Here is a 21,132-nt window from a genome sequence, read left to right on the forward strand (position 1 = left end):
TCTTAACCGGCCTCGCCCGCGAGGCGACAGGCACGCCGTCCAAGAGCTGTGGCTGGGATGCGATCCACCAGTCCGCCTCGTGGGCTGAGCTGTTGGTTGCGGCAGTCCATCACCACGCGCTCGCGATGCCCTTGTTGATCTTCCAGTCGCATGCGCAATTGCCAATGATTTTTGGCGCTGCGGGTGATCTCATCGGCGCACACCACTCCTGTGCACAGGCCGGGTGCGGCGAAGGCCCGAGCGGGAGTTAGCAGCGTGAGGGCGACCCCGATCACAACGATGAAGATCAGGTTTGTGGCTTGAAAGCAGCGCTTCATGCCGTGTCCTCGCCTGCCATCACCACGTTGTCCTCTTCAGCTTCCTGAGGATGAAAATAGGCGCGAATCTGTTTGGCCAGCGAGAGCCCCACCCCGGGGGCTTGATGGAGCTGATCCACGCTGGCGATCTGAATGGCGTCAATCGATTGAAAGTGGGCGAGAAGATCTCGCACGCGTTTGGGGCCCAGGCCAGGGATGTCAGACAGGCGTGAGCGTTTCATTCGCTGCCCCCTCTGCTGCCGATGGAAGGTCACGGCAAAGCGATGCGCCTCGTCGCGTAAGCGTCGCAGCAAGGCCACTCCAAGTTGGTCGGGCTCGCTTTCAAGGGGCTGCTTGGCTTCCGGGAGGAAAATCTCTTCCCGTTGTTTGGCCAGGGAACACACCACAAGATCCTCATGCAAATCCAACTCGCGCAAGGCTTCCATCACGGCGGATAGCTGACCCTTGCCCCCGTCAATCATCACGACATCGGGCCAGTCATGGAGACCATCCATGTTCAGGCTGCTGCTGGATTGGCGCCTGATTTCAGCCAGGTCAGCCCCTTCAGCTTTCACGCGGGCCCATTTGCGAAAGCGCCTGCGCATGATTTCTGCCATGGCCATGAAGTCATCGCTGTGACCGGCCTGAATGCTGCTGCTTTGGATTTTGTAGCGGCGGTAATGCTGCTTGGCAGGAAGCCCGTCGATGAAGACCACCTGTGAGGCAACAGCATCACTGCCCTGAATATGACTGATGTCATAGCCCTCGATTCGTCGTGGAGGTGTGGTTAATTCAAGAAGTTGAGCCAGATCTTCCGTTGCTAAGGCCTGCTGTTCCTGGCTTTGGCGAGCCCGGCCTAATTCAAATTCAGCGTTTCGCATCACCAAATCAATTAGATCTGCCTTTTGGCGTCTTTGAGGATGCAACACCTGAACTTTGCGCTCTCTTTGTTCGCTTAACCAGTCGGCAATCAAGGACTGTTGCGGAAGCTGATGCTGCACTAAAACTTCCGGAGGTATTTCAACGGCGTCGACCTGGCTGTAGTGCTCTTCGATGACCCTCTGAAGGATTAATCCCGACCCTAGGTCTGTTGCATCTGCTGCAAAACCAAGACGGCCAACTAGTTTTCCGGCACGCATTTGAAACAATTGAATCGCTGCAAAATGATCATCTTGGGCAACGGCAAGCACATCTCTGCTCACGGATGCATCCGGTAAGCTCATTTTTTGATCAGCAGTTAACTGATCAATTCCTTGAAGTTGATCGCGTATTCTGGCAGCAGATTCAAAATCAAGCCTCTCGGCATAGCGCTCCATCTGCTGATTAAGGAGTTGCCGAAGTTCGTCGCTCCGACCTTGGAAGACCATCGCAACTTTGCGTAAAATTTGGTGATAATCTTCAGAACTTACCTTCTCTTGGCAAACTCCTGGGCAACGACCAATCGAATAATTAAGGCAGGTGCGATTTGGATAAAGAGGACGTGGTCGTTGGCGTAGGGGAAACACTCGTTTGACGAGAAAGAGGGTTCTTCTGAGCAAGCCCACATCCACATAGGGTCCATAAAATCGATCGAGTGGGCTGCGAAATCTCCGACGTCGGGTAATAAAAATGCGAGGGTATGGTTCGCTCCACGTAATGCACAGATAGGGATATTTTTTGTCGTCCTTCAGCAGTACATTGAAATGCGGTTGCTGGTTTTTGATCAGATTGGATTCCAGTGCGAGCGCTTCCGCCTCGCTGTCCGTGACGATGAACTCGATTTCGCAGATCTGCCGCACCATCAAGCGGATGCGCGGGCTCAGGTCATGGCTGCTGCGAAAGTAACTACGAACCCTGCTACGCAAGGTTTTTGATTTTCCGACATACAGCAAGCGGTCGTCGGCATCGCGCATGAGATAGCAGCCCGGCTCAGGGGGGATCTCTTTCAGGCGCTGTTCCAGGCGCTCCGGTTGCTCAAGCAATGGACGCTGCATTTGTCGAATCTAGAGACCCTGAGCTGCATAGGATCCGATCAGTCCTGCATGGCTGATGCGCGCTCTCTACCCGGGCAGTTTTGATCCTCTCACCCTTGGTCATCTCGATTTAATCGAGCGTGGCTGTTCTCTGTTCGGGGAGGTGGTGGTTGCTGTTCTCCAGAACCCAGGTAAATCCCCTGCTTTCAGCCTTGATCAACGGCTGGAGCAAATCACCCAGGCCACCTCCCATCTGCAAGGGGTCACGGTGACCAGCTTTAACGGCCTGACGGTGACCTGCGCGCGCGAACACGGTGCCCAGTTGATTTTGCGCGGCTTACGCGCGATGAGTGATTTCGAATATGAGCTTCAGATCGCTCATACGAACCGATCTTTGGATTCTGAATTTGAGACCATTTTCCTCAGTACTGCAGCCCACTACAGCTTTTTGAGTAGTTCGGTTGTGAAGGAAGTGGCCCGTTTTGGAGGTCGTGTTGAACACATGGTTCCAGCGGTGGTGGCGGAGGACCTCAAGAGGTTCTTTAATTCGGCTTTATAAGTCATTTTCGATGAGCGAGATCCAGTTCTCCGTGCTCGATCAGCTCGACCAGCTCGAGGAAATAGTTCTTGAAGGAAGCCGCATTCCTTTTAGTGGTGGAAGGCTGGTGAATGAGCAAGATGCCGTCGAGCTGATGGATGGCGTCAGGGCGTCGCTGCCCGGGCAGATTGCCCAGGCTGATCAGTTGCTGCAAAAGAAGGACGAATTTATTGCCTCGGCACGCAATGAGGCCGACGAATTCATTACCTCGGCACGCAATGAGGCCGACGAAATTGTTCAAAAAGCCCAGCTTGAGCGCGAACAGCTCGTCAGTGCAGCTGCGGTTAGGCAGGAAGCGGAACGCCAGGTGAATGAGATGCGGGATCAGGTTCGCCAGCAGTGCGAACAGTTACTCCAGACCTCTCGCCAGCAGGCCGCTCAAATGGAGCACGAGATGCAATCCAAGCAGGTCCAGTTGGAGCAGCAATTTGCCACCCGTCGGCAACAGTTGGAGCAGGAGGCTCTGCAACGCCGTCAACAACTCGATCAGGAAGCGCTCGAACTCAAGCGCCAATTGGCCGAGCACCACGAACGCAGCCGCCAGCAGTCCGCTCAGGAGCTAGAGCAGATTCGCAATGAAGGGGTCAAGCTCCAGAAGGAGGCCCAAACGGAAGCTGAGCGGATTCACAACGATGCTCTTCAGTTCCGCCAGCAGACCCAACAACAGTGTGAATCGTTGATTCAGCGCACACGGCATGACGCTGCATCTGTCCAGGACGGAGCCAACCGCTACGCGGAGCAAACGCTGGGAGAACTCGAGCAACGACTCAAGGAGATGGCCCAGGTGGTTTTGGCTGGTCGCCAAGAGCTCGTGAAAATTCAGATGATCCGTCCCGAAAGCTCTGCTCCTGAGACCGAAAGTTCCGACTCGCCAACCCGTCAAGGGAAAGCGGTCTCGATGAACAAAGCGCGTCGTGCCGCCTCCAGGCTCAGATCGATGAAGGGCACGGGCTGAGGCTGTAGACGGTTCTTAAAATCCGGCCGATCGTTGCGTTCGGTCGGCTGGCACCATTCGAAATCATGCTCACGTATCGCGGACCGTCCGCGGTTTGGAGAATGCCAGAAATAGAGCGCACACCGCTGATGGTGCCAGTTTTTCCCCAAAACTTGCCTTGAATGGGCGTGCCGATGAAGTAATTGCGCAGCGTCCCTCGCTGTCCAGCAATTGCCATGGAAGCTTGGTAGTAGGAAGCGTAGGGATGTTGATTCATCCGCATCAATAACGCAGCGATGGTCTGACTGGATACGCGGTTGTTGCGCGACAGTCCACTGCCATCGGCAACCCTGAGTCCCTGCACAGGGATTCCTTGTTGTTGCATCCAGCGGTGAGCGGCCGCTGAGGCCGCTCTCACGTCCCATTGGTCGGCTGCTTGTCGGAGCAGCACTTCAGCTGTGAAGTTATGACTTTCCGTGTTGGCAAGGCTGAGCAGAGCGTGCATCGGAGCAGAGGTTTCCTCATGCAGCACGATCTGATCGTCGCTTTGTTGTGGTTGATCGGTGTTGCGGATCGGTCGCGCTTGTTGGACCTGAACGTTTCCGCCGCGACGCTTGACCTCTTTCTTGAACAGGGTTTCTAGGCGTCGATAGGGATCGCTTACGGCCCCTCCCAGGGCGTTGCTGGTTAGGGCCAACCGCGTAATCGGCGCTCCATAGGCATAGGCGCGATCTGCAGGGTGCCAATCGTTCGGCCACCAGTTCTGACGGGGTTCTTCTCGCACCATCAAGTTCACGGGCCCGGTGGTGGTTCCCCGCGCTCCTCCCTGGCCCATGGCTGCCATGGCAAACCGCTGTAGACCTGCAATTCCAAGATCAGGATCCCCTTGACCTTTGAGTTCAAGGGTGCCGTCGGCACGTTGGACGAGTTGCGTACGCAGGCGGAAATCAGGACCCAACTGGTCGAGAGCGAAGGCTGTACTGATCAGCTTTTGATTGGAGGCTGGAATGCGCGCCATCGCGCCATTCACGTCACCCAGCAGATCTCCATTGCTGTTGACCACTGACACGCTCCATGCCCTGGCAACGGGGGCTAGCAAGCGATTCAAGGCATGCTGCATAGGAACACAGGAGCGCCCCCGTTGTTGAAGATCGGGAAGAGGCTGGTCAGAGGGTGGTGCTGGAAGAGTCAGCAGCGCAGGCTCGGCCCGAGCAGGCATCGACGCTGTTGTGGTCGCCGCCAGCGTGAGGAAAAGGAGAGCTGCTTTCATTGCACCTTGACACCGCTAACGGTCCCATTCAGGCGGTAAAGCGCACCTTCCAGTTCTACGGGTGTGCCGACTTTCAACTTGGTACCAGCAAGAACAACGCCAGATTTCGAGACGGTTGCATCGCCTTCCAACACAAAGCGAGCATTCAGCTTGTTAATGCTTGCCCGGTTGGGATCGGGGGCTGTCACGACGGACCCATCGGGTTGAACCGCCACCAGGACGCGGTTGATGTCCTCAACGCGAATGAGCTTGACGCTTCCGGCGGGTTGATTGCGAATGATGATGCTCGTCCGTCCAGCCGCAAGAGCTTCCTGCACCAACGCTTCGGGGTCAGCTGCGCTCACATGACGCACGTCGACCATCACTTGCACGGGTTTGACCGACCCGTTGGCTTTGGCAAACGTGTTGGAGAGCTTTGGACTCCAAAGCACACCGCCAACCGCCAAGAGTGCGATCAGTCCAGCGGTGACATCCAGAGCAGGCACCCCGCGCGATCGGTCTTTTAAAGCCATTCCAATTCCGATCACCTGGCCACAGTAAAAGCGATGTCTGGGAACATCAACTACGCAGATCTTCGATGAAGCGGTCGACCGCTCCTAATTGACGTCCAAGACTGTCATCCTCGCCGTTTAGCGCCATGGCAATCGCCTCGGCGTCTGGTTTTGAGGGCATGGTGGCGAGGAACCGATAGCCATCAGGATCCGCTTGAAACAGATGCCACATCTCCTGTTCGGTTTGCAGGAGTGCCCCTTCCGCGAGCGGCTCTAGGTGGAAGGCAGACCGCCAAATGGAGAGAAACCCTTTGCGTCTACCCCTGGCAACACTGCCAATGCCCACACCGGCGTCCTCAAGTTTTCCGTTGAGAAGAACGACCGCTCCCTCCCAGTCGTTGCAGATCTGTTCAACCAAGCTGTAATCACTTGGCTGCGGTCCAATGGCCAAGAGCAATCGGCCCTTGAGCTCGGGGTCGCTGGAGAGCATCAGATCCTTGAGGGCAAGGCAGTGCGACGCGAGCTCTGGGCTTTCCCGTTGCGCTAGGGCTGCTGATCCCGCATCTGGCCAGCCCAAGACCACGTCATGTCCTTCAGCCTGCAAGGCCTGCGCTAGCCGTAACGCTGGATTGAGGAGCCTGAGTCCTTCGAAGCGCCAGGTCACGGTCCAGCGACGTTGCTGACGATCGCAAAGAGCTTGCTTGAGGGAGGCGAGGGTCATCGCCTCGGCCTCGACAAGATCGGCAGGAAGGGTGACGGACAAACTCAACTCGATGGATGGTGTGGGCGGAGAGTACCTAGACGTCAGACGCGTTGGTGGTTCATACGCGCGATGGCGTTTTGAATGCGATCGTTGATTTCAGGCAATGTTGCCGGATCAATCCAATGACCAAGACTGAGCCGAAGCCCCGACCGTCGCCATCGGGGATCCACGCCCATCGCTGCCAAGACGGGACTGTCACTATCTCGGCCGGAGGAACAGGCACTCCCACTACTCGCTGCGATTCCTTCGCGATCTAGGGCTCGTACCAAGGCACGACCCGACATGGGCTGGCCGTGGCGATCGGAGACCAGCACGGAGAGATGGTGCGGCAGCCGATCCGTGGGATGACCACTGACACGGATGGCAGCGTTCTGGCGAAGCAAAGCAAGCAAGGCATCGCGCAATGAAGCGATCCCGGATCCCGAGGTTTTGACTTGATTGGCCTGACAAGGAGCGATCTCACGGAATGCTGCTGCCATGCCCTGAGCGAGGACGGGGCATTCGGTCCCAGCGCGTAGCCCATTCTCTTGTTGACCGCCAGCCAACAGGGGCTGGATCCGTTCTGCGATCTCCGGTCTTAAGAGCAACAAACCGATCCCCCTGGGACCTCCGCATTTGTGTGCTGAGGCCGTTAACAGATCAACTGGAAGCTCGTTCCAGTTCGGGCAACCCTGGCTCAGAACTTGGGTGGCATCGGTATGGAAGGGAATGTGTTTCGAACGACAGGCTTCACCCACGGCCTGGATCGGTTGAAGCGTTCCCACTTCACTCTGACCCCAGATCAAGGACACGATTTTGGTTGGAGGTTCGAGCAATCGCTGGAGATGTTGCATCTCGATCTGTCCATCGGCATCGACCGGCCATCGCTCCACCGTCCATCCGCTCTCGGCCAATTGCTGCGCTGCAGCTGCAACGGCCGGGTGTTCCACAGCAGAGATCACCAATCGTCCTGGTGATTCGGTTTTGGCCAGTCCAAGCAGGGCGAGATGGGCAGACTCGGTGGCCCCTGAGCTGAACAGGATCTCTGACCGGTCCGCCCCCAGGCTCTCTCCAATGGAAAGGCGCGCCCGTTCCAGCGACTCAGCCGCATCACAGCCGATGCGATGCAGGCTCGAGGGATTGCCCCAGCTTTCCTGTTGCACCTTGCCCATGCAAGCCATCACGCTCTCTCTCAGGGGAGCTGTGGCACACCCATCCAGGTAAAAGTAGGGGCCTTCAGGGCCTGTCATCGCGATTCAATCGGGACAGGGTTCGCTCTTCGAGGGAATCTCCAGCGAGGTTGATCATCGCGTCGAGCGAAGTGGACGACAAAAATTGTTGAACGCGCGCCTGCGCCTCCTCCCGGAGGCAGTGGTCCGGTTGCTGGCAGGAGTCTTTGCAATCATTTGCGCAGTCCAAGCTGTTCGACACGGGCGCTGATGCTGGGGAGGCATCCCTGGACGATGGTGTTGGTTGTCCAACGGCTTTCCCTGGGATTGGCTGTTGTTGAGATGACCGTTGTTGGGAACCCTGTCCTTGGCCTGGCTGTGGGAGCAATTCAGGATTCAGAACACCATCAAACACGGCGACGGCGGGGCCAGTCATAAACACGGAGCCTTGGGGATCAGGCCAGCTGATCTCAAGTGGCCCCCCTGGAAGTTTCACCGTGGCCTTTGAATTCGACAGGCCGAGCAGCGTGGCGGCAACGAGCGTGGCGCAGGCTCCGGTGCCACAAGCCAGGGTGGGACCTGCTCCGCGCTCCCACACACGGATCTCAAGGGTGTGCTGATCGATCACTTCCAGGAAGTGAACATTCGTTTTGGCTGGAAAAAAAGGATGGACCTCCAGCGCCGATCCCCATGCGTCGAAGGGGATGGTTTGCAGATCTTGCACGGGCACGACCACGTGGGGATTGCCCATTCCCACAGCGGCGAGTTGAAGGCTGCTGCCCTGGAGATCGATCTCTCCTTGCGGAAGTCCAGACGGTCCTGTTGTGAGGGTTGTTGGAATGGCGCCGGGATCTAGAAATGGCTGCCCCATATCGACCCGGATCTGTCCGTCCTCACAGAGTTCGGGGACGATGACGCCTGCCATCGTTTCGGTTCTCCACGTCCGTCCTGGCTGATCCCCATCGCTATCAGCAAGAAAACGGGCTAGACAGCGAATGCCGTTGCCGCACATCTCGGCCTCGCTTCCATCTGCATTGAAAATGCGCATCCGCAGTTCTTCGCCATGCTGTGGGGGCAGGGCCAAAATCAAGCCATCGCCTCCGATTCCAAATCGGCGATCACACAGCTGGCGCACCCAATGGGGATCTGGCTCCGTGATGTTGAGAGGAAGTTGCCCAGCACGGCCTTCCAACAGCACGAAGTCATTGCCTAAACCTTGATACTTGCTGAACTGCAGCATGAAATGTCCGATCCCTCTCTGATCCTATGGAGCCAAGTTCCTTCGATCCGAGCTTGCCCAGCATTCGCTTGCTGCAGACATGGATTCGTGAAGAAAAAATTCTCAGCCTTGAACTCAGCGACGGACGTCGGCTGATTGGAGTGCTGATCTGGCAAGACCAACATTGTTTGGCCCTGCAGCCGTCGGATTCTGATGATCCCGTTTTGATCAGTCGTGCCGCGATGCTCCTGGTCCGTCCGCTGCCCCGGGGCCTTTAAGGAACAGCATTTGTGTCACGATCTGTCCAAATGTTCCCCTGCCGTGACGGCTTCCTCGTCCCCATCCGCCAACGCAGCCTCTACGGCTACTGATCGGTATCAACCCCTTGCGCTCGAAGAGCGATGGCAAGCCCTTTGGAAGGAGAAGCGTCTCTATGAAACGCAGGACCCGAAGCCTGGCCAGAGAGCTTTTTATGCGTTGTCGATGTTTCCCTATCCCTCGGGAACGCTTCACATGGGACATGTCCGTAATTACGTGATTACGGATGTGATTGCCCGGGTGCAACGCATGCGAGGGGATGCGGTGCTTCATCCGATGGGGTGGGATGCTTTTGGCTTACCAGCTGAAAATGCAGCGATCGAACGCCAGATCGAACCCGGCGTTTGGACGGACAGCAACATCGCCCAGATGCGAGGCCAGTTAGGACGCCTGGGCTTGTCGATTGACTGGAAACGTGAGCTGGCAACCTGCCACAACGATTACTACCGCTGGACGCAGTGGCTGTTCCTGGAACTGCATGCGGGCGGACTTGCCTATCAAAGGGATGCCACTGTCAACTGGGATCCGGTGGATCAAACGGTGCTCGCGAATGAGCAAGTGGATGCGGATGGTCGCTCCTGGCGCTCAGGTGCGCTAGTGGAAAAGCGTGACTTGCGCCAATGGTTTTTACGCATCACTGATTACGCCGACGCCCTGCTTGATGATCTCGATCAACTGCAGGGTTGGCCTGAGCGCGTCCGCACCATGCAGGCCAATTGGATTGGCCGTTCGATTGGGGCCGAGATCGATTTTCAAGTGGAGGGCCATTCAGGGACTTCCATCACCGTTTTCACAACGCGACCAGACACGTTGTTTGGAGTGAGCTATCTCGTTTTGGCTCCTGAGCATGCTCTCGTTGATCAACTCACCACAAGCGATGAACGCATCTCGGTGACGGCATTTCGGGTTCTCATGGCCGAATTAAGTCAGGAGGAGCGGACCTCTGATGATCAACCAAAACGCGGTGTTCCCACCGGTGCGGTTGCCATTAATCCAGCCAATGGTGAATCAATTCCTATTTGGATTGCCGATTACGTGCTGGCTGATTACGGAACGGGCGCTGTGATGGGTGTCCCGGCCCATGACGTTCGCGATTTTTCATTCGCTCGCCAACATGAATTGCCCGTTCAACGGGTGATTGAAGTCTCAGGAACCAATGAGCATGTCAATGACGGTGAAGCTTGGACAGGTCCAGGCACCCTGATTCATAGCGCTGGGTTTAGTGGTTTAACGAATGATGAGGCTAAAACTGCGATCACCAATCATGGATCTGAGAACGGTTGGGCGCGAGCGAAACGTCAATACAGGCTTCGCGATTGGTTGATTTCCCGCCAAAGGTATTGGGGATGCCCCATTCCAATTATTCATTGTGATGATTGTGGTGCTGTTCCGGTCCCTCGTGATCAGCTTCCTGTGGAATTACCAACTGGAATTGATCTCAATGGCGCGGGAGGATCTCCCCTCGCTCGCGTAGACGATTGGGTCAATGTGAGCTGTCCTAAATGTGGAAAACCAGCTCGGCGTGAAACCGACACTATGGACACATTCATGTGTTCGTCCTGGTATTACTTGCGCTTTGCAGATCCGCATAATCAAGACCTCCCATTTGATGCAAGCGCGGTTAATCGCTGGTTGCCCGTTCAACAGTATGTGGGGGGAATTGAGCATGCCATTCTTCATTTGTTGTATGCGCGCTTTTTTACGAAGGCACTCAATGATCGCGATTTATTAAAAACAAAGGAACCCTTCGAACGCCTGCTAACCCAAGGCATGGTGCAGGGCACCACCTACCGCAATCCAAGAACAGGGCGCTATGTCTCCCCGGCGGCTGTGAAGGATGAATCCAATCCCCTTGATCCGGATGACGGTGGACCGTTAGAGGTTTTGTTTGAAAAAATGTCCAAATCGAAACACAACGGGGTGGACCCTGCTGCTGTGATCGATCGCTATGGCGCCGATACGGCTCGGATGTTCATTCTCTTCAAAGCGCCCCCTGAAAAGGATTTGGAATGGGATGACGCTGATGTTGAGGGTCAATTTCGCTTCTTACAGCGTCTTTGGCGCCTTGTGGATGCGGAGGTCAACCACGACGCAGCCTCCTCGGCAACAGGTGAATCAGACAGTGACATGCGTCGGGCTGTGCACCAGGCCATCAAGGCTGTTGGCGAGGATCTCAGCGGGGACTTTCAGTTCAATACAGCGATTTCGGAGCTGATGAAGTTGAGCAATGCCCTCTCTTCTGGCTTGGTTCAAGCCTCTACTGGAGTGCGGCAAGAAGCAATGTCAGCGCTCGTTCGTTTGTTGGCGCCATTTGCACCTCATCTGGCCGAGGAGTTTTGGCAACGACTCGGCGGTGAAGACAGCGTTCACCTTCAGCCTTGGCCCGAGCATGACCCGGAGGCCTTGATCATGGATTCCATTGAAGTGGTGATCCAGGTCAAAGGAAAGGTACGGGGCTCGATGTCCGTAGCTGTTGATTGCAGCAAGGATGAACTCGAGCGCCTGGCTCTTGCCAGCGATGTGGCCCAACGCTGGCTGGAAGGCAAGCCGCCAAGGCGCGTCATTGTGGTGCCAGGAAAGCTGGTTAATTTGGTGCCAAGCGCTTAACCGATCAGCGATCAGCCTTTGCTGAAGCGCAGGGAAGCAGGACTGTCCCAGCTTCCCTGTGCCACATATCCACGATCGTTTCCTGTGAGATGACGCAGGATCCAGAAAATGGCTTCTTCGCTGCCGGATCCAATCGCCTTTTGGATATCGACGGCAGATCTCGACACTCCATCAGAGAGAACTTCTTCCACTTGCTTTTGCAAATTGAGAATGGCGGCTGCGGCTTTTTTGCCCGCTTCGACTCCTGGCTGGTGATAAGCATTCACATTTACCAATTCTCCGTAAAAACCAACGGCCCGCTCAAACAAGGCGATCAACGCTCCGAGTCGGCGCGCGTCAAAGCGCCGCATGCTGATGCTCAAGCTTTGCCGCCCTCCTTCCGTGAGTGCTGAACGCGTTCCTTGCAAGAACCCATCGAGGAAATCTCCAGGACGCTCCCCCTCGATCGAAGGGATGTCATCCACATCACGCAGGACTTCGATGAAGGTCACGAAAAAATTATCGATGCCATCCCGTAGTTGCTGCACGTAAGCGTGCTGGTCGGTGGATCCCTTATTTCCATACACGGCAATGCCCTGATGCACTTCCTTGCCATCGCGATCAAGACGTTTGCCAAGCGATTCCATGACCAGCTGTTGCAGGTAACGGCTGAAAACCTCTAAGCGATCTCGGTAGGGGAGCACGACCATGTCCCGTTTGCCTTTGCCTTCGCCCGCGGCATACCAGGCCGCTGCCATCAAAGCTGCTGGATTGCGGCGGACGTCTGGACAGCGAGTGGCTTCATCCATCTGGGCGGCACCCGCCAAGAAACCACGGATGTCGCACCCGATCAAAGCGCCTGGAAGTAACCCGACAGCACTCGTGATGCTTGTGCGACCACCAATCCAGTCGAACATGTCAAAACGCTGGAGCCAGTTCTCTTTTTCCGCCTGCTGATCGAGCTTGCTGCCCGCCATGGTGACCACAACCGCTTGCCCTGGCCAAATGCCACCATGAGCTTCCAGACGGTGTCTGGCCTGCTCCATACCTAGGTGGGGTTCGGGTGTTCCCCCCGACTTGCTGACGGTGATCACCAGCGTTGTACGGAGACGTTCACCGAGCGCTGCAAGAACTCGGCTCATGCCATTGGGATCCACGTTGTCAAAAAAGTGGAACGGCAGGCCTACGCCATGGTCTTGAAGAGCACGAACCATAAGCAAAGGACCGAGGGCACTGCCGCCAATCCCGATCCAAAGAACATCCGTAAAAGGCTGGCCGTTGGGGGCCTGAATGGATCCCGCAATGATCGCCTTGCCGAATTGATCGATGGCATCGATTTCAGCGGAGATGCTCTCGCCAACCTGCTGTTCCGGCGCTAGCTGCGGCTGACGTAACCAATAGTGGCCCACCTGACGTTGTTCATCGACGTTGGCAATCGCACCTCCCTCCAACTCCTCCATCGCCTTGAAGGCTTGTTCCAGACGGGGGGTGAGCGTCTCGAGAGCAGAACTGTTGAGATGCATTCGACTGACATCGAGCCAGAGGCCGAGATCGTCGTGATACCAAAGCAAATCGCAAAAGCGTTGCCACTGGGTCTGGCTATCGATGGCGCTGAAATCCGGGAAGCTCATCTCTGGCGGAGAACCTTCATCCCTGAACCTATCCGTGATTGTCCGAGATGCCCACGAATTGGAATATCGCGGTTATTCTCTCGTCAGAATTGTTGACGGTGTTTGGTGAGTCTTTTGGGACGACAGGTTGCTGCCATAGCGGGAGTTCTGGGCTTCATCTGTTTGTCCATTGCTCACCTTCGCAGCACGGCGAGCCTGCCATTGGTTGATGCTGAGATCCAGGCGCCGTTCATGCAGGAAGATCCCAGTGTCTTCAGCCCAGAAGAGTTGTTGCTGTTGCAGGGTCGTTTTGGTGTGCATGGCCCCCAGACCCGACTTGCTCAGTTGTTCACGCGGGGCATGGACCAATTCCAGCCTCTGCGCACTCAAACGGTGAACCGGCTTCAAGCACTGAAGCCAGTCATTAAGAGGGAATCCCGCCACCATCGCGTGAATCCGATGCTGGTCACGGCGATCTTGTTTGATGAAATTCAGCATTCCAAGCCAGGAGAGGATTTGCCTTTCGTTGTGCATTCCGGTTTTGTGTCAACGCACGGCCCTGCTCAACTAGGAATCAGTGAGTTGATCCATCAAGGTCGGCTTCCCTTGCAACCATCCAAAGCCGAAATTGCTGAAGCTAGAAATTTATTAATGAATTCCGAAGCCAATGTGGAATTGCTTGCAGCAAAAATAGCTCGTCTGAAAAAAAAACTAGGCCTTTCTCCTGATCAAGTTTTAATCGCGAGTCGTTCGTATGTTGATGCCAAGGCGATTGCCACTTTGGCCTACCTCCATAACGGCAAACTTGATTATCCCAGGCGTGTGTTGCGCTACATGCAAGATCCTGAGTTGCACGGCCTGATCTTTTCGGAGCAGCGGCCGGCGACTCAGCCTTTGATTTAGGCATTGTTTTTAGAGTTATCTTTTATCGCATATTGCGTTTGGTTTATCGCGTATTGCGTTTGGCGATGAAGCTCCACCTTTCTGGATTTCTGCTGCGGTGCTAGGGGCAAAGAGCTTTTAATGCGGCTAGGCGAGTTTGCAGTTCCTGCCAATCAAAACTCCTTGGATCACCGCGTTCACCACCAAGATCAACATGGCGATGGGTCGTAATGGCTGCTGGAGTAAAGCCAAAACGATCGATCCAGTCTTTCAGGACAAGGGCTAGGGAGTCATATTGAGCTGAGGAGTATCCGCTATGGCTAGACCGGCTATTTCTGCCATCTTGAGGCGTTTCTAGGCTTAGGTGAAGCGCAAAGTTATTCACTGAGCCTCTGATTTTTGCATTGGTGACGGCCCATTCGCCCAGAAATGCTGAATATCCCGCTCCATAGGCGCGTTTGAGTGGATCAACGAGATCAACAATTTTTCCATCAAGACCAATCACTGTGTGATAACTCACTTGATCTGCATCTCTGGGATGGGGGGTAATAAAGGTATTCACAGCCGATTGCAGCGAGTACACCGTTTCATGGAGGACAACGACGCGGGGATCTGGATTGAGAGCGACTCCCCAGGGATTCACCCTGAAGCGTTCTCCGAAATTCGTGGGATCTGTTGCTACGGACACCCGCCGTTGTTTGAGTGTGTGCTGTTGTGCTTGCAGACGGTTTGTGACCTTGGAGTCAAAACCTGAACATTGTTTCGCTAAGGGTGAAGACCAGGAGATCGCCCTGGGGGGTTGAGGTTGTCTTGTTTGCTCAGATTTTGTACCCTCTCGTTTCGCCTCGCTGCCGACTTCGTCAAGAAGATCGAGAAGGGACGGACTGCTGGCTTTCAAGGCACCACTTTGATCATTGCTCAACCAAGCCAGAGCACCCATCCCAAGAACCAGGGTGCCGCTACAAAGAATCAGAGTCGCACCACGATGCTGGAGGTGAGACTGCAGACGCTTCCAGATTCCAGTCACACGATTGAAAACCATCGATCACGCAATTCTTTTTGTGATGACGAAGCACCAGAGTCCCAGCTGATCTCCCAGCGCTCCACGATTGGATCCTTTTTCTTCAGAATTGTGGAGCCAAGACGTCCGCGACGTGCGTACAGAACGGGGATCTGTTCTGGACCTTGAAGCAATGCTTGCCAATGCTCAAGCCCCCTTAAACGCCAATCATGCGCTCCGATCAGTTCGTCGCCTGGCACCAGCCCTGCTTGTTCGGCAGGACCATCAGGATTCACTTTGTTGATCAACAGTCGACCTTTTTGTTTGGAAAGTTGCATGCCGACGTCGGCATGTTTCGAGTGAATCGCAACGGCCTGAAGTCCCAGGGCGTTCAGGCAGTCGTGAATTGGAACGGCCATCGTCTTTTCAAGCCAGGTTGGTAAAACTTTGGCTAGTGATTTGTTATGTGCTTCTACAGCCTCCAGTAGGTCGGTTGGCTCATAGCCCTTGCCATGACGTCCGAAGCGCTGCCACAGATCTCGAAGAACGAAGGCGAGAGCCGATCCCGACTGCCTTAGCTGAACATCAAGGCAAAATGAGAGAACAGTTCCGAGGCGATAATAACTAATTTGGGAGAGAGAATTTGCAGGTGTTTGCTTATAAAGCCTCAGCCATGCTTCTCTTGAACTATCAGCCAAAGATTGAATCTTGCATCCCGGATTCAGGAGCACATGAGAAATATCTTTTCCTAAATCATCGAGGAACGTCTGTCGATCAGATTTAGCTGCTAAAAGTGATAGGGTGAGATCAAAATAACTGGTAATCCCTTCACCAAACCAAAGCCCATCGCTGATTTCAGCTTTGTCGTATCGATAGGGAACATAGGCGCCTGGGCGAAGTCTGCGAACATTCCATTGGTGAAAGTATTCATGGCCAATCAATTGCAGGAGCTGCCGGTAGCCATCCTTTTTGGTTAACGCTTCCCATGAAAATTGAAGCACTGAGGAATGATCATGCTCTAGTCCTCCGTAGCCTTGATCGAGTAGCTGAATGACGAATTGGTAGCGATCCCCAGCCGGTGGTGGGGTTCCCATCAACGTGCAAGCGGCTTCACAGACGGCCTCAATATCCGCTTCAAAAGTCGAAGGCCAACCCATCGGTGGCTCTCCAATCGTGAGCAATTCATGCGGATGCCCACAGACTGCGAATGGGCGTGAATGAAAGGGGCCGGCGTGCACGGGTGCATCGACGAGCTGGTCGAAATCGTTTGCGTCGTAGCCATCGTCAACCTTTGCCAGGGGGACATGGCCGAACCAACCGCTGGGCAACGACAGCTGGAGATGATGAGGATTCCAGCGTTCTCCATCAATCAGCATCACCACTGCAGGAAGGCACAGGGATGCAAAATCTGGATCGAGGTGATTGGTGCGAACCGTGAGCTGACGCGCTTCCAGCGTGTAGGTCAAGCAAACGGGGTGAAGGGTCTGGAGCTCTGCCGTCCAGCGAGAAGGGGCCACTCGCTTGGTGCAAACCGCACGGCCTGATTGTTGAAACTGAAGACTGTGGAGATGCTGTGCGTGGTCGCGAACGGTGTAAGACCCTGGAGTCCATATCGGCATCAGCCAGGTTTGATGTCGTCCCCGAGGTGTCCACTCGAGTTTCACCCTGAGTTGCTGACGGGCAGGCTCGCAGAGATCGATTGAAATCCTGACACCACCCATCAGCCCATGGCTCTCTCTGCTCCGATTGGGTCTGTCGTTTCGATGGAAGGAACGAAGCCGACTCCCTCTGCGGAGCGCAGGGCCGATCTAAGGGCGTAGGCCCGCAAGATGGTGTTGAGATGGGTTTTATGTCCTACGGAATCTTTGGTTTGACCAAGATCCAACATCAAAGCCAACGATCCATCGGCTTCCCACCTCCAGCCCATTTGCAGGCCGCTGCTGTCTGTGGCGACCAATTCAGCCGGATAGATGTCTTGTCCAAACGCTTTGATCAAGCCGGGACGCTGAACGAGGTAGTGCTCCGCTAACAGAGTTTCCTCAAGAAGCTCGAGGTCTTTGATGACGGTTGGCAGGATGGTCAGATGGGACATGAGCACATGATGCCCGCGCCTTTGAACCTTAGCCACTGTGTGGCTGATTCACTCGATTCAGGTCTTGCGTTGAACTCCCCTTCGATTCAGGAATGGCCAACGTTTCAGCCAGCTCTCCGACTCGGAGTGATGGCATCAGGTAACGGCAGCAATTTTGAGGCGATTCAAGCGTCGATCGCAGCCAACGCTCTGCATGCCGACATTCGCCTTTTAGTGGTCAACAATCAAGGCTGTGGCGCTGAACAGAGAGCCCAACGGCTCAACATTCCATGCCAGTTATTGGATCACCGACAGTTTGAGACAAGAGAGCGGCTTGATCACGCCCTTGTGAAGGCATTTCTTGAGGCAGACGTGGACTTGATTGTGATGGCTGGATGGATGAGGATTGTGACGCCAGTGCTGATTGAAGCCTTCCCCAACAGATTGCTCAATATCCACCCATCCCTTCTCCCCAGCTTTAAAGGCCTCGATGCGGTTGGGCAGGCGCTTGAAGCGTCGGTGCGGATTAGTGGTTGCACGGCCCATCTGGTTCAGGCTGATGTCGATACGGGCCCCGTGATCGCTCAGGCGGCTGTTCCAGTTCTTCCAGATGACAGTCCGGAGTCCTTGGCCATGCGAATTCAAGCCCAGGAGCATCGCATTTTGCCCTGGGCGATCGCTCTTGCAGGAGTGAAGTGGCGCCAGAGGTCAGGGATAAAAGGGAGTGAGTGGTAATCCTGTCGCTTCAGGCAGTCCTGCCATGAGGTTGAGACATTGAATCGCTTGCGCAGCTTGTCCTTTCATCAAGTTGTCAACAGCGCTCATCAGGACAAGTCGTCCCGTTCGGTTGTCTACCTGCACGGATAAAAAGGCACGGTTGGTGTGTTTTGCCCACTTTGTTGCTGGGTACGTTCCCACCGGTAACACTGTGACGCAGGCGTGATGGCGATAAAAACTGTCCAGAACTGTGGTGCAGTCTTCGGCCGTCAGTCCGGGATCGCGTAACCGGGCATAGACGGTTGAGAGCAGTCCTCGCACCATCGGCACGAGATGAGGTGTGAACTGCAGCTGGATCGCACATCCGGCAATCTCACTAGCCATCTGCTCAATTTCTGAGGTGTGGCGATGGCCGACGACGCCGTAAGGACAGATCGATTCAGAGCCTTCTGCCAGGAGCAGATGTTCCTTTGCCGCGCGTCCTCCACCCGATGTGCCCGTTTTCGCATCAATGATCACCCCGTCCTGTTCGATCAATCCTTGTTTGAGGAAGGGCAGGAGTGGAAGCAGGCTCGTGGTGGGAAAGCAGCCCGGTGCTGCGACCAATCGAGCTGAAGCAATGGCAGGGGCATTCCACTCAGGCAACCCATACACCGCCTCAGAACAGAGTTCGCTATCCGTCCGCTTACAAGAGCGAGCTTCCTGGGCGTAGACCTCCGACCACTGGTCGAGCGAGCGGTAGCGGTAATCGGCGGAGAGATCCACGACCCGAACGCCTCGTTCCAGAAGCTCAGGAACCAGGCCACTTGCCAGTCCATTGGGAAGGCTGAGCAAGGCCACATCAGCACGTTCGGCAATTCTTGCGGGCTCAGGCGTCTCCACCAGGGGATCATCCGGCAAGGGCAAAAACGGGCAAAGCTCGCTCCAACGCTTGCCAGCACTGCGTTCTCCGCCGAGAAAGCCGACGACAAAATCAGGATGGCCCTGCAACAGCCTCAGGCTTTGCAAGCCCCCATAACCGGATGCTCCGATGACCGCAACTCGATTGATCGCCATGAACGGAGCAGATTGATCGGCTGATCGTACTGGCGTCGATCATGATGAGAGCTTGTTGGATACCTAGAACGCTGAGCCATTCAGCCGAAGCTGCCGAGGGCATGGATCCGATCTTTGACTCCATCCCTGACGCCCTCAACGCCATCCGTAATGGCGAGTGCGTTGTTGTGGTCGATGACGAACGCCGCGAAAACGAAGGAGATTTGATTTGTGCGTCGCAGTTTGCGACGCCAGAGCAGATCAATTTCATGGCCAAAGAGGCCCGGGGCTTGATCTGTCTCGCGATCGAAGGAGATCGTCTCGATGCCCTCGACCTCCCCTTGATGGTCGATCGGAACACCGATGAAAATCAGACGGCGTTCACGGTGAGTATCGATGCCGGGCCAGAGCATGGCGTCTCGACCGGAATTTCTGCGGAGGACCGCTCTCGCACGATTCAAGTTGTGCTTCGGGCTGATGCGAAACCATCCGATCTCAGGCGTCCAGGTCATGTGTTTCCGCTGAGGGCCCGTTCTGGAGGGGTGCTTAAGCGGGCAGGACATACGGAAGCTGCTGTTGATCTTGCCCAGCTCGCTGGACTGATTCCATCGGGGGTGATTTGTGAAATTCAGAATTCCGATGGGTCGATGGCCCGTCTGCCAGAACTTCAGGACTACGCGAAACAATTTGGATTGCGGCTGATCAGCATTGCTGACCTCATCAGCTACAGGCTGCAGAACGAACGTTTCGTGCGTCGACATGCTCAGGCTGTGATGCCCAGTCAGTTCGGACAGTTCCAGGCGATCGGATTTCGCAATGAACTGGACAACAGTGAGCATGTTGCTCTGGTGAAAGGAGTCCCTGGGCAATTGCAAGAACCTGTTTTGGTTCGTATGCACTCGGAGTGCCTCACGGGTGATGCCTTTGGTTCTCTGCGTTGTGACTGCAGACCACAACTTGAGGCCGCGTTATCGCAAATCGAGCAGGAGGGTGAAGGCGTTGTTGTGTATTTAAGGCAAGAAGGCCGTGGGATTGGCCTGATCAATAAGTTGAAGGCCTATAGCCTCCAAGACGGAGGTCTCGACACCGTCGAAGCGAACGAGAAGCTTGGATTTGGAGCAGATCTGCGCAATTACGGAGTGGGTGCTCAAATTCTGGGTGATCTGGGGATTCATCGCCTGAGGCTCCTGACCAACAATCCACGAAAAATTGCAGGACTTGGTGGCTATGGGCTGGAAGTGGTCAGTCGAATTCCTCTAATCATTAATCCGGGCGATTATAATGCGAATTATTTAGCCACAAAGCGCGACAAATTGGGGCACCTGTTTAATGAAAAAAACGCAACAAATGTTGTAACTCTAGCCTGGGATTGTGGTGAAGATCTGATCGCTGAGTTGCCGGATCTTCTGTATAGAGCTGAGATGTTGGCTTCAAAATTAAGCTTTAGCCTCCTTCCAGAACAAACACCAAGGCTGCTTGCGCTCTGGGAACGACCTCAATTTGTTTGGGCTGTTTCAGGCGAAACAGCGGCGATTGAGCAGTTTCTGAATACCTTGGCGTCTTGGCCGGAAACAAAGAGACTCGGACTCTTAAAAACGGCCAAAGCCGAACAGCGCCTCCATCCGTCTTTGCAACTCAATCGCGAAGAAATGGACTTGGCTTCGTTGCGGAACAACAAAAAAAATGGCTGGTCAGACGTCTCTGACCAGCCGATTTTGATTCATTGGTCCTAACGGATCAGTCGGTCACCGTCACACTTTCAATGCGACTGCCGTTTTTCAAGGCAAGAACCACATCCATGTCTCCGGTTTGTCCAAACACGGTGTGAACGCCGTCGAGGTGGGGCTGTGCCTCATGGACGATGAAGAACTGACTTCCGCCCGTGTTCTTACCGGCGTGGGCCATGGAAAGAATGCCTGGAGCATGCTTCCGGCTGTTGATTTCGCAATTGATGGTGTAACCAGGACCACCCGTTCCAGGCATCCCTTTGGCGCCCTCACGGCTATTGGGGCATCCACCCTGGGCCATAAAACCATCAATGACGCGGTGGAAGGCAAGACCGTCGTAGAAACCTTCGCGCGCGAGCTTCACAAAATTGGCGACGGTGTTCGGCGCATCTTGATCGAACATTTCCAGCTTGATCTGGCCGGCATCCGTTTTCATCAGGACTGTCGTCAAGGCACCAAAGGCAAAAACGAATCCTAAGCAAGCGAGCAAGATGAGTGACAATGTGCGCCTTCCC

At 55.1% G+C, this 21,132-nt stretch carries 20 protein-coding genes; 7 read left to right on the forward strand and 13 right to left on the reverse strand.

Going from position 1 to position 21,132, the window contains the following annotated elements:
- Positions 1-2: 2 nt before the first annotated feature.
- On the reverse strand, positions 3-317 hold the full coding sequence (locus SynROS8604_RS07130; RefSeq protein WP_186545661.1) for a hypothetical protein: 315 nt from the start codon (positions 315-317) through the stop codon (positions 3-5).
- Positions 314-2,269: an excinuclease ABC subunit UvrC gene (gene uvrC / locus SynROS8604_RS07135; RefSeq protein ID WP_186545662.1), complete on the reverse strand. Its 1,956-nt coding sequence runs from the start codon at positions 2,267-2,269 to the stop codon at positions 314-316. Before uvrC ends, SynROS8604_RS07130 begins: the two co-directional genes overlap by 4 nt.
- Positions 2,270-2,324: 55 nt before the next feature.
- On the opposite strand from uvrC, the gene coaD reads away from it, so the two are divergent.
- Positions 2,325-2,807 (forward strand): pantetheine-phosphate adenylyltransferase, encoded by a 483-nt coding sequence (gene coaD / locus SynROS8604_RS07140; protein WP_006852580.1) that lies wholly within the window; start codon positions 2,325-2,327, stop codon positions 2,805-2,807.
- A 10-nt stretch (positions 2,808-2,817) separates the two neighbouring features.
- Entirely contained in the window at positions 2,818-3,801 is a 984-nt protein-coding gene (locus tag SynROS8604_RS07145) for a hypothetical protein (RefSeq protein ID WP_186545663.1), read from the forward strand.
- Here the strand turns inward: SynROS8604_RS07145 and dacB are convergent.
- Genes dacB through dapF form a run of 5 tightly spaced genes read right to left on the reverse strand, consistent with a single transcriptional unit; the run spans position 3,776 to position 8,692 of the window.
- Positions 3,776-5,050: a D-alanyl-D-alanine carboxypeptidase/D-alanyl-D-alanine-endopeptidase gene (gene dacB, locus SynROS8604_RS07150; RefSeq protein ID WP_186545664.1), complete on the reverse strand. Its 1,275-nt coding sequence runs from the start codon at positions 5,048-5,050 to the stop codon at positions 3,776-3,778. The genes SynROS8604_RS07145 and dacB overlap by 26 nt on opposite strands.
- Positions 5,047-5,562, reverse strand: a complete 516-nt coding sequence (locus SynROS8604_RS07155) for a DUF4330 domain-containing protein (RefSeq protein WP_186545665.1) — start codon at positions 5,560-5,562, stop codon at positions 5,047-5,049. The genes dacB and SynROS8604_RS07155 overlap by 4 nt, the downstream gene beginning before the upstream one ends.
- Positions 5,563-5,608: 46 nt before the next feature.
- Positions 5,609-6,310: a DUF1995 family protein gene (locus SynROS8604_RS07160; RefSeq protein WP_186545666.1), complete on the reverse strand. Its 702-nt coding sequence runs from the start codon at positions 6,308-6,310 to the stop codon at positions 5,609-5,611.
- A 35-nt stretch (positions 6,311-6,345) separates the two neighbouring features.
- Positions 6,346-7,533: a cysteine desulfurase family protein gene (locus SynROS8604_RS07165; protein WP_186545667.1), complete on the reverse strand. Its 1,188-nt coding sequence runs from the start codon at positions 7,531-7,533 to the stop codon at positions 6,346-6,348.
- Entirely contained in the window at positions 7,520-8,692 is a 1,173-nt protein-coding gene (gene dapF / locus SynROS8604_RS07170; protein WP_186545668.1) for a diaminopimelate epimerase, read from the reverse strand. Before dapF ends, SynROS8604_RS07165 begins: the two co-directional genes overlap by 14 nt.
- 26 nt (positions 8,693-8,718) lie before the next feature.
- Between dapF and SynROS8604_RS07175 the strand changes: the two genes are divergently transcribed.
- Both SynROS8604_RS07175 and leuS read left to right on the forward strand, forming a co-directional pair.
- A complete protein-coding gene (locus tag SynROS8604_RS07175) occupies positions 8,719-8,949 on the forward strand; it encodes a hypothetical protein (RefSeq protein WP_186545669.1) in 231 nt (76 codons plus the stop codon).
- A gap of 43 nt (positions 8,950-8,992) precedes the next feature.
- Positions 8,993-11,596, forward strand: coding sequence for a leucine--tRNA ligase (gene leuS / locus SynROS8604_RS07180; RefSeq protein ID WP_186545670.1), 2,604 nt, complete (start codon positions 8,993-8,995; stop codon positions 11,594-11,596).
- 11 nt (positions 11,597-11,607) lie between these two features.
- Here the strand turns inward: leuS and SynROS8604_RS07185 are convergent, their stop codons facing one another.
- Positions 11,608-13,206 carry a glucose-6-phosphate isomerase gene (locus SynROS8604_RS07185; protein WP_186545671.1) on the reverse strand — a complete coding sequence of 533 codons (1,599 nt, stop codon included), beginning with the start codon at positions 13,204-13,206 and terminating at the stop codon, positions 11,608-11,610.
- Between the two features lie 162 nt (positions 13,207-13,368).
- Between SynROS8604_RS07185 and SynROS8604_RS07190 the strand changes: the two genes are divergently transcribed.
- Positions 13,369-14,088: a helicase DnaB gene (locus SynROS8604_RS07190; protein WP_370586574.1), complete on the forward strand. Its 720-nt coding sequence runs from the start codon at positions 13,369-13,371 to the stop codon at positions 14,086-14,088.
- Between the two features lie 100 nt (positions 14,089-14,188).
- Here SynROS8604_RS07190 and SynROS8604_RS07195 read toward each other — a convergent pair whose 3' ends face one another.
- Genes SynROS8604_RS07195 through SynROS8604_RS07205 form a run of 3 tightly spaced genes read right to left on the reverse strand, consistent with a single transcriptional unit; the run spans position 14,189 to position 17,159 of the window.
- Complete coding sequence (locus SynROS8604_RS07195; protein WP_186545673.1) at positions 14,189-15,109, reverse strand: N-acetylmuramoyl-L-alanine amidase; 921 nt, start codon at positions 15,107-15,109, stop codon at positions 14,189-14,191.
- The gene (locus tag SynROS8604_RS07200; RefSeq protein WP_186545674.1) at positions 15,091-16,788 is read right to left on the reverse strand and encodes a M61 family metallopeptidase; all 1,698 of its coding nucleotides are present in this window, start codon (positions 16,786-16,788) and stop codon (positions 15,091-15,093) included. The genes SynROS8604_RS07195 and SynROS8604_RS07200 overlap by 19 nt, the downstream gene beginning before the upstream one ends.
- A complete protein-coding gene (locus SynROS8604_RS07205; RefSeq protein ID WP_006852593.1) occupies positions 16,788-17,159 on the reverse strand; it encodes a DUF1257 domain-containing protein in 372 nt (123 codons plus the stop codon). Before SynROS8604_RS07205 ends, SynROS8604_RS07200 begins: the two co-directional genes overlap by 1 nt.
- 9 nt (positions 17,160-17,168) lie before the next feature.
- Between SynROS8604_RS07205 and purN the strand changes: the two genes are divergently transcribed.
- Positions 17,169-17,873, forward strand: a complete 705-nt coding sequence (gene purN, locus SynROS8604_RS07210) for a phosphoribosylglycinamide formyltransferase (protein ID WP_186545875.1) — start codon at positions 17,169-17,171, stop codon at positions 17,871-17,873.
- Here purN and argC read toward each other — a convergent pair.
- On the reverse strand, positions 17,847-18,911 hold the full coding sequence (argC, locus tag SynROS8604_RS07215; protein WP_186545675.1) for an N-acetyl-gamma-glutamyl-phosphate reductase: 1,065 nt from the start codon (positions 18,909-18,911) through the stop codon (positions 17,847-17,849). The two genes, purN and argC, sit on opposite strands and share 27 nt — an antisense overlap.
- A 101-nt stretch (positions 18,912-19,012) precedes the next feature.
- On the opposite strand from argC, the gene ribBA reads away from it, so the two are divergent.
- Positions 19,013-20,623 (forward strand): bifunctional 3,4-dihydroxy-2-butanone-4-phosphate synthase/GTP cyclohydrolase II, encoded by a 1,611-nt coding sequence (gene ribBA, locus SynROS8604_RS07220; RefSeq protein WP_255445262.1) that lies wholly within the window; start codon positions 19,013-19,015, stop codon positions 20,621-20,623.
- Between the two features lie 4 nt (positions 20,624-20,627).
- Here the strand turns inward: ribBA and SynROS8604_RS07225 are convergent, their stop codons facing one another.
- Positions 20,628-21,053, reverse strand: a complete 426-nt coding sequence (locus SynROS8604_RS07225; protein WP_006852597.1) for a peptidylprolyl isomerase — start codon at positions 21,051-21,053, stop codon at positions 20,628-20,630.
- Positions 21,054-21,132 lie beyond the last annotated feature (79 nt).

This window comes from Synechococcus sp. ROS8604 (assembly GCF_014279655.1).
In the GTDB taxonomy this organism is placed as follows: domain Bacteria; phylum Cyanobacteriota; class Cyanobacteriia; order PCC-6307; family Cyanobiaceae; genus Synechococcus_C.

Bases quoted from the DNA above. Each gene is read 5' to 3' on its own strand.
- dacB (WP_186545664.1), bottom strand. From the start codon at position 5,050: ATGAAAGCAGCTCTCCTTTTCCTCACGCTGGCGGCGACCACAACAGCG.
- SynROS8604_RS07145 (WP_186545663.1), top strand. From the start codon at position 2,818: ATGAGCGAGATCCAGTTCTCCGTGCTCGATCAGCTCGACCAGCTCGAG.
- SynROS8604_RS07200 (WP_186545674.1), bottom strand. From the start codon at position 16,788: ATGGGTGGTGTCAGGATTTCAATCGATCTCTGCGAGCCTGCCCGTCAG.
- purN (WP_186545875.1), top strand. From the start codon at position 17,169: ATGCCCGCGCCTTTGAACCTTAGCCACTGTGTGGCTGATTCACTCGAT.
- SynROS8604_RS07175 (WP_186545669.1), top strand. From the start codon at position 8,719: ATGGAGCCAAGTTCCTTCGATCCGAGCTTGCCCAGCATTCGCTTGCTG.
- coaD (WP_006852580.1), top strand. From the start codon at position 2,325: ATGCGCGCTCTCTACCCGGGCAGTTTTGATCCTCTCACCCTTGGTCAT.
- SynROS8604_RS07155 (WP_186545665.1), bottom strand. From the start codon at position 5,562: ATGGCTTTAAAAGACCGATCGCGCGGGGTGCCTGCTCTGGATGTCACC.
- ribBA (WP_255445262.1), top strand. From the start codon at position 19,013: ATGGATCCGATCTTTGACTCCATCCCTGACGCCCTCAACGCCATCCGT.
- SynROS8604_RS07195 (WP_186545673.1), bottom strand. From the start codon at position 15,109: ATGGTTTTCAATCGTGTGACTGGAATCTGGAAGCGTCTGCAGTCTCAC.
- SynROS8604_RS07130 (WP_186545661.1), bottom strand. From the start codon at position 317: ATGAAGCGCTGCTTTCAAGCCACAAACCTGATCTTCATCGTTGTGATC.
- SynROS8604_RS07225 (WP_006852597.1), bottom strand. From the start codon at position 21,053: ATGAAAACGGATGCCGGCCAGATCAAGCTGGAAATGTTCGATCAAGAT.
- SynROS8604_RS07205 (WP_006852593.1), bottom strand. From the start codon at position 17,159: ATGTCCCATCTGACCATCCTGCCAACCGTCATCAAAGACCTCGAGCTT.
- dapF (WP_186545668.1), bottom strand. From the start codon at position 8,692: ATGCTGCAGTTCAGCAAGTATCAAGGTTTAGGCAATGACTTCGTGCTG.
- SynROS8604_RS07185 (WP_186545671.1), bottom strand. From the start codon at position 13,206: ATGAGCTTCCCGGATTTCAGCGCCATCGATAGCCAGACCCAGTGGCAA.
- argC (WP_186545675.1), bottom strand. From the start codon at position 18,911: ATGGCGATCAATCGAGTTGCGGTCATCGGAGCATCCGGTTATGGGGGC.
- SynROS8604_RS07165 (WP_186545667.1), bottom strand. From the start codon at position 7,533: ATGACAGGCCCTGAAGGCCCCTACTTTTACCTGGATGGGTGTGCCACA.
- uvrC (WP_186545662.1), bottom strand. From the start codon at position 2,269: ATGCAGCGTCCATTGCTTGAGCAACCGGAGCGCCTGGAACAGCGCCTG.